Source organism: Pseudoalteromonas sp. T1lg22 (assembly GCF_002964645.1).
Taxonomy (GTDB): Bacteria; Pseudomonadota; Gammaproteobacteria; order Enterobacterales; family Alteromonadaceae; genus Pseudoalteromonas.
The window spans coordinates 83,499-99,614 of record NZ_PQBY01000023.1 but is presented as its reverse complement, the minus strand read 5'-3'; the positions used below and the strand labels follow the sequence as shown (position 1 = coordinate 99,614).

Sequence of the window (16,116 nt, the reverse complement as noted above, 5' to 3'; positions counted from 1 at the left end):
CTAAAAGAAACTGCTTTGCTGCTTGTATTCGCCGGCAAAGGGGTCGATAGCTCTATGATGATAACCGCAGTGGGCTTTTAAATCTTGAGCAAACTGTCGTGCTAATAAGGGTGCGCCATGATTGTCGGCTGTGTGCAAAAACACATAGGGCTCACGGCCTTCATCCAGCCATTGCTTAATCTTTTTGAGCCAGGGTTGATAGTAGCTTTGATATTCATCCCCCATGGCGGCTATAACAAAACGCACGATAGGACGCTGGCCCAAAGCAATAGCATGCACGGGGAGGTGGGGCTTCTTTTGCTGGGCATCAATAATGGCGTCGTTATAAGGCTTGGCGGCAAACAGCGCCCGGGTATCCATGCACACACGATCTATACCCTGTTCAAAACAATAGCGATTAAGCTGTTTCTCGCCATCCCCTTTGGTGAAAAATTCAGGATGCCTGACTTCTATGCTGCGGCCGATGTCCGCGGGTATCTGCGCCATAAAGTGTTGTAAGCGACTCAGGTGCATGGGGGCAAAACTGGCGGGCAGTTGCAACATCAGGGAGCCGGTTTTTTCCAGCAAGGGCGACATTAACTTCAACCAGGTATGTACCGCCTGTTTATCACATTGCAGCGCCAGGTCGTGGCTAAAACGCTTGGGAAACTTAAAGGTAAAGCGAAAGTCATCGCCGGTGGCCTCATGCCAGCGCTGTACTGTCTCAGTCTTGGGATCGGCATAAAAGGTGGTGTTCCCTTCCACCGAGTTAAACACCTGGGCATATTGTGCCAGCATCTGGGCGTTTTGACAGTCGGAAGTAAAAAGACTGCCTTTCCAGGCGTTATTGGCCCATTGTGGGCAACCCAAATACAACATCTGTGCTTTTGCTCTTGTCTTTATTTGCTCTGATACGCAAATGCTACCATAGCTTGGGTCTTCAAGGTGGTGAATAAATAGCCAAGCCGTAGTTTGCTTCGTGACATTGACCGCCGTTTTTATATAATTGACGCAATTTATTTGGCCACTGCGTGCATTTAGCTCACGCGCTTACAATTAAAACAGGAATATTATGCGCTCTATATATTGCGGACACTTGAATAAAAGCCATGTCGACCAAGAGGTTACTCTTTGTGGTTGGATCAACAAACGCCGTGATCTAGGCGGTTTGATCTTTGTCGATGTGCGTGACCGCGAAGGCCTGGTGCAGGTGGTGTTTGACCCTGAAGTAGAAGGGTTAATGGATATTGCCAACAAACTTCGTCAAGAATTCTGTGTCCAGATCAAAGGTGTGGTGCGTGCTCGCCCCGAAAGCCAAGTAAATAAAGATATGGCCACAGGTGAAGTTGAAATTCTTGCACCGCGCTTGAAATCATCAACCGTGCCGAAGCGCTACCGCTGGACTTTAACCAGCAAAACTCGGAAGAGCGTCGTCTTAAATACCGTTATCTTGACCTGCGTCGTCTTGAGATGAGCGATCGCATTAAACTGCGCGCCAAGGCTTCAAGCTTTGTACGTCGTTTCTTAGACAGCAACGACTTCCTTGATATCGAAACTCCGGTATTGACCAAGGCGACACCAGAGGGTGCTCGTGACTACTTGGTACCTAGCCGCGTACACCACGGCAGCTTCTACGCCTTGCCACAGTCGCCGCAGTTATTTAAACAGTTGCTGATGATGTCTGGTTTCGACCGTTATTATCAAATCGTAAAATGTTTCCGTGATGAAGACTTACGTGCAGACCGTCAGCCTGAATTCACCCAGATCGATATCGAAACCTCGTTTATGACGTCAGATCAGGTTCGTGCCATCACCGAAAAACTAATTCGTGATATGTGGCAAGAGCTACTGAACGTTGATCTTGGCGAATTCCCTGTGATGGGTCACGAAGAAGCCATGCGTCGCTTCGGTTCGGATAAGCCGGACTTACGTAACCCGATGGAACTTATCGACGTTGCCGACTTAGTGAAAGACGTTGAGTTTAAAGTATTCTCAGGCCCGGCCAACGATGAAAAAGGCCGTGTAGCTGTACTTACCGTACCAGGCGGTGCTGAGTTATCACGCAAACAAATCGATGATTACACTAAGTTTATCGGCATCTATGGTGCAAAAGGTCTGGCCTGGATGAAGGTTAACGACCGCGACGCCGGTGTTGAAGGCGTGCAATCACCTATCGCTAAATTCCTAAGTGAAGAAGTGATCTCTGCCTTGCTTGAGCGCACCAATGCGCAATCTGGCGACATCATTCTATTTGGTGCCGACAGCCGCAACGTGGTTAACGAAGCCATGGGTGCACTACGCTTGAAAATCGGTTTAGACCTTGAGCTAACAGATTTAAGCAAGTGGGCACCGCTTTGGGTTGTTGACTTCCCAATGTTTGAAGAAGACGACGAAGGTAACCTGCACGCGGTACACCACCCGTTCACGGCACCAAAAGGCGTAAGCCCAGAAGAGCTGGAAGCCAACCCGGCGGGCACCTTATCCGATGCCTATGACATGGTCTTAAACGGCTACGAAGTCGGTGGTGGCTCGGTACGTATTCACAACAGCGCCATGCAAGAAACCGCTTTCCGCATCTTGGGTATTGAAGAGCAGGAGCAACAAGAGAAGTTCGGCTTCTTACTGGATGCCTTGAAGTACGGTACGCCTCCACATGCGGGTCTGGCCTTTGGTCTTGACCGTCTGGTAATGCTGCTATGTGGCACGGACAACATTCGTGACGTAATCGCCTTCCCGAAAACTACTCAGGCTTCATGCTTGATGACGGATGCGCCAAGCGGTGCCAACCCGGATGCGCTTAAAGAGCTGGGTATCGCCATTGCACCTAAAGCAAGTGCGACAGCGGAGCAGGGTGAGTAATCCGCTCGCTCAGACACAGAGTTCAATCTTAAAAGCGGCTTAGGCCGCTTTTTTCTTGTGCCTCGCCTTTACACTGGTCATCCATACAGTTACCATTGTTTGGTGCAATAACAAGAATAAGGTTTCTGGGTGAGTATTATTTTGGGGATTGACCCTGGCTCGCGATTCACCGGTTACGGCGTGGTGCGCCAACAAGGACAGCGCTTTGTCTATCTGGGCAGCGGCTGTATTAAGCTTGGTGAGAACGCGTTTCCAACGCGCTTAAAAATGATCTACCAAGGTGTCACCCAGTTGATCGAACAGTTTAACCCCGACGCCTTTGCCATTGAGCAGGTCTTTATGGCCCATAACCCGGACTCGGCACTCAAGCTGGGTCAGGCTCGCGGTGCCGCTATCGTTGCCGCCACCATGGCAGAGCTGGGCGTACATGAGTATTCCGCGCGCCAGGTAAAACAGGCCGTGGTGGGTAAGGGCTCGGCAGAAAAAGCACAAGTTCAACATATGGTTAAGCATATTTTAAAGCTGCCGGCGACGCCCCAGGCGGATGCCGCCGATGCCTTGGCCATTGCCATGTGTCATGGTCACTCACAACAAAACCTGATTAAATTAGCCGGCCAAGCGCGCAAAACCGTGCGTGGTCGTTTGAGGTGAATATGATAGGAAGAATTCGCGGACAATTAGTCGAAAAACAGCCTCCAGAAGTGCTGGTGGATGTGGCCGGTGTCGGCTATGAAATCAGCTTGCCCATGAGCTGTTTCTACGCCTTGCCGGAGTGCGGCGAAGACGTCACCCTGTTTACTCATTTTGTGGTGCGTGAAGATGCCCAGCTTCTATTCGGTTTTAACACCAAAAGCGAACGCGCTCTGTTTCGAGAGCTGCTAAAAGCCAATGGTGTGGGTCCTAAACTTGGCCTCGGCATTCTCTCTGGCATGTCGGCGGAGCAGTTTATCCGCTGTGTCCATCATGGCGATGCCAGCACCTTAGTGAAGCTTCCCGGGGTGGGCAAGAAAACCGCCGAGCGTCTGGTGCTGGAAATGAAAGACAGACTCAAAGACTGGGGGCCGGATTTATTCACGCCATATACGGATGCGGCGCCCCTTAGCGGTGCAGGTGGTGATACCTTAGTAGCCGCCAATGCCACAGACGATGCTATTGCTGCCCTCGAAGCCTTGGGTTATAAGAATAGTCAGGCAACAAAAGCGGTGAAAGCCGTTGCCCAGGAGGCCATGACCTCGGAGCAAATGATCAAGCAAGCGCTTAGGGCGATGCTGTAACAGAGATAAGTGAATGATAGAAGCGGATAGACTAATTGAGCCCCAGCAGCAGGGCAATGAAGACGTGGTCGATAGGGCCATACGACCTAAGCTGCTGGCGGACTATCATGGTCAGCCTCATGTAAAACAGCAAATGGATATCTTTATCGAGGCGGCACGCTCTCGCAGTGAGGCCTTGGATCACCTGCTTATCTTCGGTCCGCCGGGCTTGGGTAAAACCACCTTGGCGAACATAGTCGCCAATGAACTGGAGGTGAGTATTAAAACCACTTCAGGCCCGGTATTAGAAAAGGCCGGCGATTTGGCGGCCTTGCTAACCAATTTAGAAGCCCATGATGTGCTCTTTATCGATGAAATTCATCGCATGAGCCCGCATGTGGAAGAAATTCTCTACCCGGCCATGGAAGACTATCAACTCGATATCATGATAGGCGAGGGTCCGGCAGCGCGCTCAATCAAGTTAGATTTACCGCCCTTTACCCTTATCGGTGCAACGACTCGGGCCGGCTCTTTAACCTCACCGCTGCGCGACCGTTTCGGTATTGTCCAGCGCCTGGAGTTTTATAATGTCGATGATCTGGCATCCATAGTTAAGCGCTCTGCAACTCATCTTGGTTTGAGCATAGACGAGCAGGGTGCCTATGAAGTCGCTAAACGCTCGCGGGGCACGCCGCGTATTGCCAACCGCTTGTTGCGCCGCGTTCGTGACTTTGCCGAGGTGAAAGGCGATGGCAGCGTGTGCGCCGATATTGCCGCCCAGGCTCTGGACATGGTGGATGTCGATAAAAGCGGTTTTGATTACATGGATCGCAAGTATTTACTGGCGATCATCGAGAAGTTTATGGGTGGGCCGGTTGGTTTGGACAACCTCGCCGCCGCCATAGGCGAAGAAAAAGAAACCATTGAAGATGTCATTGAGCCTTATCTGATCCAACAAGGCTTTATTCAACGTACACCAAGAGGACGCATTGTCTCCGACCATGCCTATGCTCACTTTGGTCTGCATAAGGCGACCTAAGTCTGGGTGTGTAAAATCGCATTTTATTAGTCCAGCACTAATCAGCCGAGCCATAAGCTCGGCTTTTTTATGCCCGGAATACCTCTGTAGGTCGGGATTCATCCCGACAAAAGTGTACTGTTGGCACCTTGTTGACGCTAAGCTGCGGCCGACAACAGACAGCTAATTGATGTCATACCAATTCTGTTAAGTATGTGATCAGTTATAGCGCCGGATAAATGATGTGATAACAAGGCGGAATTTTTCTTATGTAGTTATTCTACATAGAAAAATTCCAACGCGGGTAGCATGATATTTAGCCCGCTAGAATGATTAGCTATTTAAGTGAATTGGTATTATACGACTGCCGATTCACAGCGGATTAAGGCTGCACCGATTAGGGTCTGTGACTGAGCTTGATTCAGGCAAAAAAAAGCCCGCTAATAAAGCGGGCAAAACAACAAGTTGAAGGAAGTAAATCCGAGGAACACACCAGCTGCTCAATAGTAGGATGAAACAGCCGATGGTGTGAGGTGGGGAATCAGAAACCACCTCATGAACTGTGCAATAGAGCCATAGTTGGTTGCGCTAGCTCAGTACAGGAAGAATAATAAAGCGGTAGCAGATTTTCTTCAAACTAGAAAAATTATTTTTTTCGGATAAAAAAAACTAATACCGAATAAAATCTTCATGATGATATTTTGCGCAATAAACGTAAGGCTATTAGCTTTGTATGTTGAAATATAAGGCTATTATTATTTTTGTGCTTTTTTTGTTCTATTAGAATTACTATTTTTTAACTTGTAATACCTCGGCAAAATGACAGCTTATGCGAATAATTCGCATAAAATCTGTTTTTTTGGAACTTTTTCGCATGTAAAAGAGCCCAATAAGATATCTGTGTATCTGCCTGTTAACCACAGCCTGCGGCGATTTATCGGCGCTAGGCGGCAATTCATGGCAAGGTCATTGTCAGCGCAATTATGACTGGGTACACTAGGGTTCATTGTGTGTCGTACGCTGTATTGAGCGCGGATACAGTTAATTGCAATATACGCGCCTTAGGAGAAAATACGTGGATTCAGGATTAAACTTTATTGATCTTATTTTAAAAGCCAGCTTTTTAGTGCAGCTGGTGATGCTTACCCTGGTTGCCCTGTCGGTGCTTTCTTGGGCCATTATCATTCAGCGTCGCAAAATACTTAGCAACGCCTTAACGAATGCGAAAAAGTTTGAATCCCGTTTTTGGTCTGGCGTTGACCTTTCTAAGCTGTACAACGAAATCTCTGCTCGCGGTACCCAAAGTGAAGGTATCGAAGCCATTTTTACTTCGGGTTTTAAAGAATTTGCCCGCGCCAAGAAAAACAATCTCTCTGCCGCTGCGATGGGAATTGATGGTCCACATCGTGCCATGCGTGTTGCCCTTTCTCGTGAGATTGAAAAGCTAGAAAACAGCCTGTCTTTCTTAGCCACTATCGGTTCTATCAGTCCTTATATCGGTCTGTTCGGTACCGTATGGGGCATCATGAACGCCTTTATCGCCTTGGGTGAAGTAAAACAAGCGACCTTGCAAATGGTTGCCCCGGGTATTGCCGAGGCTCTGATTGCAACGGCCATGGGTCTATTCGCGGCTATTCCTGCGGTTATCGCCTACAACCGTTTTGCTACCAAGATGGAAAAAATCGAATCTTATTACGGTAACTTTATGGAAGAGTTTGCCAATATCCTACATCGCCAGACTCTGACTCATGAGGTGAAAAGCCATGTATCAGCGTAAGAAGCGTCGTCCGGTCTCGGAGATCAACGTCGTTCCTTACATCGACGTGATGTTGGTGCTGTTAATTATCTTTATGGCCACCGCGCCTCTGATCACCCATGGCGTCAAGGTTGAACTGCCGAAAATGGAGCAGTCGGAATTGGTGGATACCAAGGGTGAACCGCCTATCATTGCCTCTATCGATGCCGACGGTAAATACTACGTCAGTGTGGGAACCGATCCTGAAGCGCCGATGGAAGCCATAGATGTGGCCGCGGTGATCAAGTTAAAGCTGGATCAAAACCCAAAAACACCTGTGATGATCAAGGGGTCCGGCCAGGTCAGTTATCAAGAGGTGTTGCGATTGATGGACTTTCTTAAGCGCGCAGGCGTTCCCGAGGTGGGTCTGATGACGGAGTCGTTCGAGGATTAATATGCAGCAGTTTAAAATACCTCTTCTGATCTCTGCCGGTTTGCATGTGCTGATGATTGCCATACTCGTTGGCGTCAATTACTTGCGCCCGTCAACGCCCGAGGTGATCACTGTGACCTTGAATGCGCCGAGCAATGAAGACACGCCGCAAAAAGCCGTGGATGCGGTGGCCGTGGATCAAAAGCAGGTGGAAAAGCGTATCGACGAGCTGCGTAAGCAGGAAGAAGATAAGAAACGGGCTGAGCAAAAACGCATTCGCGAACTGGAAAAACGCGCCGAGCTGGCCAAGCGTCAGCGTCAGGAAGAAGCTAATCGCATTAAAAAGCTAGAGCAGGAACGCAAAGCCAAGGAAGAAGAGCGTAAAAAAGCCGAAGCCGAAGCGAAAAAAGCCAGAGAAATTGAGCGCAAAGAACGCGATAAAGCGAAGAAAGCTCAGTTAGAAAAGGAAAAGGCAGAGAAGGCTGCCAAGGCCGCAGCGGAGAAACGTCGCAAGGAAGAAGAAGCGGCACGCAAAGCCGAAGAAGAGCGCAAACGCAAAGAGGCGGAAGCCAAGCGTAAGGCTGAAGAAGCAAGGCAGAAGGCACTGCAAGAGCAAATGTTGCAAGAGCAGATGGCCGCCGAGCAAGCGGTGCGTGCTAAAGCCCGCCGTCAGCAGGTGCTATCTGAAGTCGACAAATATCGCGCCTTAATCGGTCAGCGTATTCAGCAGAACCTGCTGCTTGATGATAGCTTCCGCGGTAAAGAGTGTCGCCTCAATATTAAATTGGCCTTTAATGGCTTGGTGACCAGCGTAAATTCGCTTGGTGGTGACAGACAAGTATGTGAGGCCGCAGTACGTGCCGTGCGCCGCGCCGATACGCTGCCGGTATCTAAAGATCGCGACGTATTTGAAGAATTAAAAAATATTAACTTAACGGTTAAACCAGAGTTTTAGGGGACTTTTATGATTAGATTATGCCGCATGGTGGCAGTGTCTTTACTGGCGAGCATGAGTATGTGGGCTCAGGCCGCGCTGGAAATTGTGATCACCGAAGGGGTCGACAGCGCTCGCCCCATCGCTGTGGTGCCCTTCGCCTATAAAGGCACAGGCGAAATGCCCATGCGAATCAGCGAAGTGGTGGCTGCGGACTTGCGCCGCAGCGGTAAATTTAAGCCAGTTGCCAATATCGATATGCCGCAGCGCCCGAGCTCGGATGCAGATGTAGATTATGGTGCCTGGGCACAGCGTGGTGTAGAAGCCATAGTTGTGGGCACGGTTGAGCAGCAATCAGCGGGTCGTTACCTGGTCAGCTTTGAGCTGATCGATGTGTTACGCGGTCAGATCACTGGCGGTCAAACCCGAGTATTGAACAATGGTCAGTTGGTGAACAGTGAAGACCATGTGCTGGATGCCCGCGAAACCGTGATTTCGGCATCGAGTTTCCGTCGCTATGGGCATCGTATCAGTGATGTGGTGTATGAGGCCTTGACCGGTGAGCGCGGCGCCTTTTTAACGAAAATTGCTTACATCATAGTGCGTGAGCAGGACGAGAAGCCATATCAGCTAGTGGTTGCCGATTACGACGGCTTTAACGAGCAGGTGTTATTGCGCTCTAAAGAGCCGCTGATGTCGCCTTCATGGTCGCCGGATGGCAATAAGCTGGCTTATGTAACTTTTGAGAACCGTCAGAGTCAGATCTTTATTCAGGATATCTACTCAGGCCAGCGTCAGTTGGTCACTTCTCACCCAGGTATCAATGGTGCGCCGCAGTTTTCACCCGATGGCACTAAGCTGGCCATGGTACTGTCAAAAGACCGTACCGGCGCCACTGAATTGTATTTATACGACTTAATTACTAAGCAGGAACGCCGCTTAACACGCCACCGTAGCATAGACACGGAGCCAACTTGGCATCCCAATGGTAAAGACCTAATGTTTACCTCTGAAAGAGGTGGTAATGCCCAGATTTATAAGTTAAATTTAGACTCGGGTCGAGTACAGCGTGTGACTTTCGACGGCGATATGAACCTGAATGGTTCGGTGACCCCGGATGGGAAACATCTGGTCATGGTTAACCGTACTTTAGGTCAATATCATATTGCTAAGAAGGATCTTGATAACGGGAACTTCCATGTGTTGACTCGAACTCGCTTGGATGAATCACCAAGCGTTGCGCCCAATGGCTCAATGATTATATACAGCACCATGCATAACAATAAAAATGTATTGGCTTTGGTGTCGATGGATGGTCGTTTTAAAGCGCGTTTACCTGTGCTCGACGGTCAGGTTAAGTCGCCGGCATGGTCGCCATTTTTGTAACTCGCTAAGGGTGCAGTCAGCTTTAGTCGTATAAACTTGATGTTTGTGCGACTATCGCACTATATTAAGAAAAATTGAAAATCAGGTGATGGTTTCACTAAATCATAATAGGAATCTACTCAATGCAACTGAATAAACTGTTAAAAAGCCTGCTTGTTGCAGTGCCAGTAATGACACTAGCGGCCTGTAGCTCTTCATCTAACCTAGATGAAGGCCAAGCCAACGAGACTAACCAAGTTGAAACCCAAGTAACTGATACTGTAGAAGTTGAAACTGTTGAGCGCGTAGAAACTGCAGAAGAAAAACTACGTAAAAAGTTTGAAGAACTTCGCCAGCAACAAGTTATCCACTTCGACTTTGACCGTGCAACGATCCAAAGCAAGTATGCTGAGCTACTTCAAGCGCACGCTCAATTCCTAATCCAAAACCCATCAGTTAAAGTACTTATCGAAGGTCACGCCGATGAGCGTGGTACGCCTGAGTACAACATCGCCCTGGGTGAGAGCCGTGGTCAGTCGGTAGAAAAATACCTTCTAAGCCTTGGCGTTAGCGCAAACCAAATGTCAGTTGTGAGCTATGGCGAAGAAAAGCCAATGATCAAAGCACGCAACGAAGAAGCGTTTGCTCAAAACCGCCGTGCGGTATTAGTATACTAAAATCAGTAGAGTAATGATGAAGCCGAAACTTATTTTGGCAGCCTTACTCATGAGCGGGAGCACCCATGTTTGGGCTGCTCCCGCTCCTGTTTCTGAGGCCACTGCCAGCGAATCAAGTATTGAGCAGCGCTTAAGCCGACTTGAGCAAATGATGCAATCGCGCAACATTATGCAAGCCAATCTGCAGCAGCAGCTCGATATGTTACAGGATGAAGTGAGCCAGCTACGTGGCATTACCGAAGAGCATAGCTACAAGCTCGAGAAGGTGTTGCAACGTCAACGTGAGCTTTATCAAGAGATTGAGAACCGTGTGAGTGCCGCTTATACGCAGCAGCCGAGCTACGAGTCATCACAAGTGCCAATGCCGCAGCCTGACACTGGCTTAAGCACCACGGCGGTCAGCACCGACCTATCGGAAAACGAAGCGTACGATAAAGCGGTGAAACTGATTATGCAGGATAAGCGCTATGATGCCGCTATTCCTGAATTCCAGTCTTTTTTACAAAGCTACCCAAATTCCGTGTATGCGGCTAACGCTCATTACTGGTTGGGGCAATTGTTGACTATCAAGGGCGATACAGCCGGTGCCAAGTCTCATTTTGAGACCGTAGTGAATCAGTTCAGTGATTCTAGCAAGCGCCCGGACGCACTCCTTAAACTTGGCACCCTAGAACAACAGCAAGGTCAGCTGGCCAAAGCTAAGCAGTTGTTTAATGAGGTTATCACTCAATACCCTAATACCACGGCTGCGAAACTTGCCGCCGAACGTGTTAGCAAGTTGTAGCCGAATTTTGCCAGTTGCAATGTTTTAGACTGCTTTGTAGCTAAAGCGGTCTAAAATTAGGCAACTAAAAGGAAAAACTAAAAAAAACCGAGTATTTGTATTGCACTTGGATTTTAAATAAGTATTATAAGCGCCCGCAGCAGGGGATAACCACTCAGGAAGTTTTCTGCGGCAAATTACATAAAGTGGGTCATTAGCTCAGCTGGTAGAGCAGTGGACTTTTAATCCATTGGTCGATGGTTCGAATCCATCATGACCCACCACTTTATGTAATACTTAGCACAGCGTTGGGTCATTAGCTCAGTTGGTAGAGCAGTGGACTTTTAATCCATTGGTCGATGGTTCAAGTCCATCATGACCCACCAATTGCTAAATAGATTCTAATGTTGGGTCATTAGCTCAGCTGGTAGAGCAGTGGACTTTTAATCCATTGGTCGATGGTTCGAATCCATCATGACCCACCACTTTAGAATCAATACTGTTAACTTGTTGACGTTAATCATAACGCCTTAAACAACTTAACAACCCGGGCGGGTCATTAGCTCAGCTGGTAGAGCAGTGGACTTTTAATCCATTGGTCGATGGTTCGAATCCATCATGACCCACCATTCAATCTCCCCCTGCTATTATGAATAGCACTTAATGTGCCGACATCTTATTGGCTCATTACACCAGAGCGGGTCATTAGCTCAGCTGGTAGAGCAGTGGACTTTTAATCCATTGGTCGATGGTTCGAATCCATCATGACCCACCACTTTCTTTATTCCCTTTTAAACTAACTAGTTACTAACTATCTTCTCGAACCCTAGCGCATAGCTTCTTTTTATCGTCATAGTTTCGTATAATTGCCCTAGTATTTCGTAACCTAGAATAGTTTTATCAGTATGGGTATTAGCCAACAGATCATGCCAGAGGACTATATTTTTCCTCCTAAGCCAGCTCCTCTTTCCGATGCCGAAAAGCTCGCCTATAAAGAGCGTATTAAGCAATTGCTGAAAGAGAAGAATGCCGTATTAGTCGCGCACTACTATACCGACCCTGAAATTCAGGCGCTCGCGGAAGAAACCGGTGGCTGTGTTGCCGACTCGTTAGAGATGGCTCGTTTTGGCGCACGTCAAGAGCAAGCAGATATGATTATTGTTGCCGGCGTTCGCTTTATGGGTGAAACGGCTAAGATCCTGACGCCGAATAAAACCGTGGTCATGCCAACTCTGGAGGCGACCTGTTCGCTGGATGTGGGTTGTCCTATCGATGCTTTTAGCGCGTTTTGTGATCAGCACCCGGATCGTAAAGTAGTGGTGTACGCCAATACTTCGACTGCGGTTAAGGCCCGTGCGGATTGGATTGTTACCTCATCATGTGCGTTGGAAATTGTTGAGCACCTTGATAGTGAAGGCGAAAAAATTATCTGGGGTCCGGATAAGCACCTTGGCAGCTATATTCAAAAGCAAACCGGTGCCGATATGATCATGTGGAATGGCGCCTGTATCGTTCACGACGAGTTTAAAACTAAAGCGCTGCAAGATATGAAAGCTTTGCACCCGGATGCGGCGGTTCTGGTTCACCCAGAGTCTCCAGCGGAGATTGTTGAGTTGGCCGATGCGGTTGGTTCAACCAGCCAGCTGATTAAAGCGGCGCAGGAAATGGATAACCAGAAGTTTATCGTCGCCACCGATCGCGGTATTTTTTATAAGATGCAGCAACTGTGCCCAGAGAAGGAGTTCTTTGAAGCACCGACTGCAGGCGAGGGTGCTACCTGTAAAAGCTGCGCACATTGCCCTTGGATGGCCATGAACGGCTTAAAAGCCATTGAAGAAGCACTGATTGACCCAAGCGGTAAAGAAGTGTTTGTGGACATGGAGCTGCGTGAGGGCGCCTTACGCTCACTTAATCGCATGCTTGATTTCACCGCCGCCATGGCACGCTAATGGCGGATTACTAAGCAATTGATTTGGTTTTGTAAAAAACACCTTGCAACAAACAAAGCCTTTGCTTAGTATAAGCGGCGCTGCTGCGGCAGCCCAGTTAAAGTGCGGAGAGGTGGCTGAGTGGCCGAAGGCGCACGACTGGAACTCGTGTATACGTTAATAGCGTATCGAGGGTTCGAATCCCTCTCTCTCCGCCATCCTATCTCAAGGCCTCGTATTCCGCGAGGCTTTGTCGTTTCTGGGCTACAGAGAATTGACTACATCTACCAACTGGTACAAAAGGTTGGTACAAATGGGTATTATGGCTTCTCCACAAAGACACCCAAAATCGGGTATTTACTACTTCAGAATGGGTGTTCCAAAAGACCTCCGTTCAATCATTGGTAAACGTGAATTTAAAACATCTTTAGGTACGACTAACCCGTCTGAAGCAAAGCGTTTATATAGTGATCATTACCAACAAGCATTACATCAACTTGAACTGGCGAAGCTTAAAGTGTCAGGGCAAGCTAACACTGACTTAAATCATAAAGACTGTGCAATCATTGCTGAGCGCTGGTATGAACACTCCAAGAATGAAGTTGAGCGTTCTGGTGCGTTTAGTAACCATCTATCGAAGACTCATAATGAAGGGTACGGTCAGGATGGCTTTAAAGCTAAGTTCACTGCTTACTTTGGTTTATCTGATACTCTTTCTATCTCTGGTCGTGAGTTAGAATCAGCTTCAGAGCAGCAGCTTGATGAACTGGCTGAGGACTTAAAAGAAGAAATAGATGCTCAGTTAGATCGTGAGTCCATCGTCCTTGTTTATCCTAGTGATGCCTATAGACGTTTAGCTGTCGCATTCTATCCTTACGTGATTAATATTGAGCGCTTGTGCAGGGCTAGGTATGAGAGAAACTGGGGCTATGAACCCGTTGAAATCAGAATCGCAAAAGACTCACTCTCGTTTGATATGCAGTCGATGTCCACTTCCTCGTCTAGAGCGCGTAAAGCGGTTAAAGACAGTCTTTCATCTGTATTGAAGAAGTTTATCGAATCAGAGAAGGTCAAACATAAAGGCTCTCTAAGCCGCCTCAAGACCCTCAATGAGACGTCCCTTAAGGTAGAGCGCTTCATTGAAATTATTGGTGATAAGCCTATTACAGAGGTCTCTCGTAGTGACGTTATGACTTATCGTGACACGTTATTGCAACTACCTAAATCTAAACAGAAAAATATTCGAAGTAAGCCTATTGAAGAGCAGATCAAGCTAGTGGAATCTGAAGGTCTGGAGACTATTTCTGCTGCGACGGTTAAGAACTCTCTACGGCAGTTATCGACCGTGTTTACCTATGCCACTGACTTAGAGCTGATATCTAAAAACCCTGTCTTTGGGGTAAAGGTGAGTACATCTCAGAGGAAAACTGAAGTAGAAGAAGGCAAAGGCTATACAGACAAAGAGATTGAGCGTTTATTTGCTACAGAAGTATTCATCGACCCTCGTGCTCCCAAAAGGTATGAGATGGCCTGTTACTGGATACCTCTGTTGTGTAGATACACTGGCGCAAGACTTAATGAGATTGCTCAGCTGCGCAGTGAAGACGTAATGCTCTCAGAGTCTGGAGTACATTACTTGAATATTCGTAGAGGTGAGCAGCAGAGTGTTAAGACAGATGCTTCCTTAAGACATATTCCATTGAGTGAACACCTAATCGAGCTTGGCTTCTTGGAATACGTCAAGACTACCAAAGGTTGGCTGTTTTCAGAGTTACCAAAAGATAAGTATGGAAAGAAATCTACTGCAATTACAAAGTGGTGGCGTTGTGTTCTAGAAGAAGTAGAAATTAATAACACTCAACCATTTCATGCGTTTAGGCATTCATTCAAAACCCAGATGCGTACTCTAGGGATTCCAGATACCGTAAGTGATGCAATCACAGGTCACGCGGGTAAATCAGAGGGAGACCGTTATGGAGTCGTTACGCTAGAAACCAAAAAAGATGCTGTTGATCGTCTCCCTCGATTATCAGTGAACCGTATATTTTAGTTAAGCTAGGCAATTAAGAAGTATGTCTCAAGTTAAACGTATTACCTGCAAAGAGTGTGGGAAACGAAGAGTAAAAGCCACGATAGTAAACCCTGAATCAGGTATAGAAAGGAAAACTCCCGCCAAAATTTGCCAAGAGTGTCATTCTAAAGTTATTGACTATCAGTTTTTCAACAGTTCCTTTGGACAGTGGCTTAGAGGGGCGTTTAAAAGGCAATGTACGGAGTCTATACCTAAGACGACAGAAGAGCTTGGGGGTGTACTTATGCTTTGGCGTGCGTGTAGAAGTGCTTCTGGTTTTTACAGTGATGGAGAAACAGTTAGTAAGAACTATAAATACGAGTTATGCCATATAGACCCAGTGAAGGGCTCGGACGGGAAGGTAGGGCTGCTTCTTGCAGGAAACTTAGTTATTGCTCCATCTCATATAAATAGGAAGTTATCCAATCTACCTTACCCTGCGACGAGTGGTTTATCTGCATTAGGCGGAGAACCTATAGATGATGACAACTTCAGGGAAGTATGTCGCGAGCGTTATGATCTTCAGAGGTTGAAGAGAGACTTCATGCTCAAGCCTCCAAAGAAAGGAAAGGGGTTGTCAACATTTGAGACTATAGGGGTTTCCCCATCGAAATTGCTAGCTATGGAGTTAAATCGTCTTGGTTTCGTGACCGACTTAATAATAGATGATGATGAGTATCCTGAGTTAGTTGATAGTGTTTTTGAAACTTTCTTTAAGGTAGGTGGAGCACTCGCAGTCGCAGAACTTGAGGGATATCAAGAGTATTCAAGAAAGGCTATTAGTGGAGAAATTTCATATAACATGCAGACACCTTTTGAGAAGATAAAGGTGTCACAAAAGCGACGAAGAGCGTCTTCAAAGAATGAGGAAGTTGAGGAATTCTGAGGGCTCAGCCCTATACTATAGTTATTATTTGTTGTTCTCTCTGAATCTCGTAAAAAGAACATAAAGCGATCGTTTTTAGGGGTGTTTAGTCTCATAAATGAACAATGTGGTTACCTAATGTACACTCTAGGGTGTTCTTACATCGTCCAGAGAGCGTCCACAAAGTCACTTATAAGTGTCCAGCAGAAAAGAATGCTAATAAGGATAAATACTAC

At 47.4% G+C, this 16,116-nt stretch carries 13 protein-coding genes, 6 tRNA genes and 1 pseudogene; 19 read left to right on the top strand and 1 reads right to left on the bottom strand.

What is annotated here, in order from left to right; genetic code table 11:
• Window positions 1-858 (bottom strand): DUF72 domain-containing protein, encoded by an 858-nt coding sequence (locus C2M24_RS13420; RefSeq protein ID WP_105215490.1) that lies wholly within the window; start codon window positions 856-858, stop codon window positions 1-3.
• A 193-nt stretch (window positions 859-1,051) separates the two neighbouring features.
• Here C2M24_RS13420 and aspS point away from each other — a divergent pair.
• From aspS to C2M24_RS13325, 19 genes and pseudogenes are all read left to right on the top strand, one after another.
• Window positions 1,052-2,838, top strand: a pseudogene (gene aspS, locus C2M24_RS13415) (aspartate--tRNA ligase).
• Window positions 2,839-2,967: 129 nt separating this feature from the next.
• Window positions 2,968-3,489: a crossover junction endodeoxyribonuclease RuvC gene (gene ruvC / locus C2M24_RS13410; protein WP_105200498.1), complete on the top strand. Its 522-nt coding sequence runs from the start codon at window positions 2,968-2,970 to the stop codon at window positions 3,487-3,489.
• 2 nt (window positions 3,490-3,491) lie between these two features.
• Window positions 3,492-4,112, top strand: coding sequence for a Holliday junction branch migration protein RuvA (gene ruvA, locus C2M24_RS13405; protein WP_105215488.1), 621 nt, complete (start codon window positions 3,492-3,494; stop codon window positions 4,110-4,112).
• A 13-nt stretch (window positions 4,113-4,125) separates the two neighbouring features.
• Window positions 4,126-5,130 (top strand): Holliday junction branch migration DNA helicase RuvB, encoded by a 1,005-nt coding sequence (gene ruvB / locus C2M24_RS13400; protein WP_105200496.1) that lies wholly within the window; start codon window positions 4,126-4,128, stop codon window positions 5,128-5,130.
• A 1,054-nt stretch (window positions 5,131-6,184) separates the two neighbouring features.
• On the top strand, window positions 6,185-6,886 hold the full coding sequence (gene tolQ, locus C2M24_RS13395) for a protein TolQ (RefSeq protein WP_105200495.1): 702 nt from the start codon (window positions 6,185-6,187) through the stop codon (window positions 6,884-6,886).
• Window positions 6,873-7,298 carry a protein TolR gene (gene tolR, locus C2M24_RS13390; RefSeq protein ID WP_105200494.1) on the top strand — a complete coding sequence of 142 codons (426 nt, stop codon included), beginning with the start codon at window positions 6,873-6,875 and terminating at the stop codon, window positions 7,296-7,298. Before tolQ ends, tolR begins: the two co-directional genes overlap by 14 nt.
• Before the next feature lies 1 nt (window position 7,299).
• Window positions 7,300-8,232, top strand: a complete 933-nt coding sequence (tolA, locus tag C2M24_RS13385; RefSeq protein WP_105200493.1) for a cell envelope integrity protein TolA — start codon at window positions 7,300-7,302, stop codon at window positions 8,230-8,232.
• A gap of 9 nt (window positions 8,233-8,241) precedes the next feature.
• A complete protein-coding gene (tolB, locus tag C2M24_RS13380) occupies window positions 8,242-9,597 on the top strand; it encodes a Tol-Pal system beta propeller repeat protein TolB (protein WP_105200492.1) in 1,356 nt (451 codons plus the stop codon).
• Between the two features lie 122 nt (window positions 9,598-9,719).
• Window positions 9,720-10,253, top strand: a complete 534-nt coding sequence (gene pal, locus C2M24_RS13375) for a peptidoglycan-associated lipoprotein Pal (RefSeq protein ID WP_105200491.1) — start codon at window positions 9,720-9,722, stop codon at window positions 10,251-10,253.
• 16 nt (window positions 10,254-10,269) lie between these two features.
• On the top strand, window positions 10,270-11,037 hold the full coding sequence (gene ybgF, locus C2M24_RS13370) for a tol-pal system protein YbgF (RefSeq protein ID WP_105215486.1): 768 nt from the start codon (window positions 10,270-10,272) through the stop codon (window positions 11,035-11,037).
• 187 nt (window positions 11,038-11,224) lie between these two features.
• Window positions 11,225-11,300, top strand: a tRNA-Lys gene (locus C2M24_RS13365).
• 26 nt (window positions 11,301-11,326) lie between these two features.
• Window positions 11,327-11,402, top strand: a tRNA-Lys gene (locus C2M24_RS13360).
• Window positions 11,403-11,425: 23 nt separating this feature from the next.
• A tRNA-Lys gene (locus C2M24_RS13355) sits at window positions 11,426-11,501 on the top strand.
• Between the two features lie 68 nt (window positions 11,502-11,569).
• A tRNA-Lys gene (locus C2M24_RS13350) sits at window positions 11,570-11,645 on the top strand.
• Window positions 11,646-11,715: 70 nt separating this feature from the next.
• Window positions 11,716-11,791 (top strand) — tRNA-Lys (locus tag C2M24_RS13345).
• Window positions 11,792-11,921: 130 nt separating this feature from the next.
• Window positions 11,922-12,965 carry a quinolinate synthase NadA gene (gene nadA, locus C2M24_RS13340; RefSeq protein ID WP_105200489.1) on the top strand — a complete coding sequence of 348 codons (1,044 nt, stop codon included), beginning with the start codon at window positions 11,922-11,924 and terminating at the stop codon, window positions 12,963-12,965.
• Window positions 12,966-13,071: 106 nt separating this feature from the next.
• Window positions 13,072-13,162: transfer RNA gene (locus tag C2M24_RS13335), tRNA-Ser, on the top strand.
• 95 nt (window positions 13,163-13,257) lie between these two features.
• Complete coding sequence (locus C2M24_RS13330) at window positions 13,258-14,994, top strand: site-specific integrase (protein ID WP_105215476.1); 1,737 nt, start codon at window positions 13,258-13,260, stop codon at window positions 14,992-14,994.
• 22 nt (window positions 14,995-15,016) lie between these two features.
• Entirely contained in the window at window positions 15,017-15,901 is an 885-nt protein-coding gene (locus C2M24_RS13325) for a hypothetical protein (protein WP_105215474.1), read from the top strand.
• The last annotated feature ends 215 nt before the right edge of the window (window positions 15,902-16,116 follow it).

What these genes read in the sequence shown, in the direction of transcription:
- C2M24_RS13325 (WP_105215474.1), top strand. Translation starts at nt 15,017, where the DNA reads ATGTCTCAAGTTAAACGTATTACCTGCAAAGAGTGTGGGAAACGAAGA.
- nadA (WP_105200489.1), top strand. Translation starts at nt 11,922, where the DNA reads ATGGGTATTAGCCAACAGATCATGCCAGAGGACTATATTTTTCCTCCT.
- C2M24_RS13420 (WP_105215490.1), bottom strand. Translation starts at nt 858, where the DNA reads ATGTTGTATTTGGGTTGCCCACAATGGGCCAATAACGCCTGGAAAGGC.
- C2M24_RS13330 (WP_105215476.1), top strand. Translation starts at nt 13,258, where the DNA reads ATGGGTATTATGGCTTCTCCACAAAGACACCCAAAATCGGGTATTTAC.
- tolR (WP_105200494.1), top strand. Translation starts at nt 6,873, where the DNA reads ATGTATCAGCGTAAGAAGCGTCGTCCGGTCTCGGAGATCAACGTCGTT.
- ybgF (WP_105215486.1), top strand. Translation starts at nt 10,270, where the DNA reads ATGAAGCCGAAACTTATTTTGGCAGCCTTACTCATGAGCGGGAGCACC.
- ruvA (WP_105215488.1), top strand. Translation starts at nt 3,492, where the DNA reads ATGATAGGAAGAATTCGCGGACAATTAGTCGAAAAACAGCCTCCAGAA.
- ruvB (WP_105200496.1), top strand. Translation starts at nt 4,126, where the DNA reads ATGATAGAAGCGGATAGACTAATTGAGCCCCAGCAGCAGGGCAATGAA.
- pal (WP_105200491.1), top strand. Translation starts at nt 9,720, where the DNA reads ATGCAACTGAATAAACTGTTAAAAAGCCTGCTTGTTGCAGTGCCAGTA.
- tolA (WP_105200493.1), top strand. Translation starts at nt 7,300, where the DNA reads ATGCAGCAGTTTAAAATACCTCTTCTGATCTCTGCCGGTTTGCATGTG.
- tolB (WP_105200492.1), top strand. Translation starts at nt 8,242, where the DNA reads ATGATTAGATTATGCCGCATGGTGGCAGTGTCTTTACTGGCGAGCATG.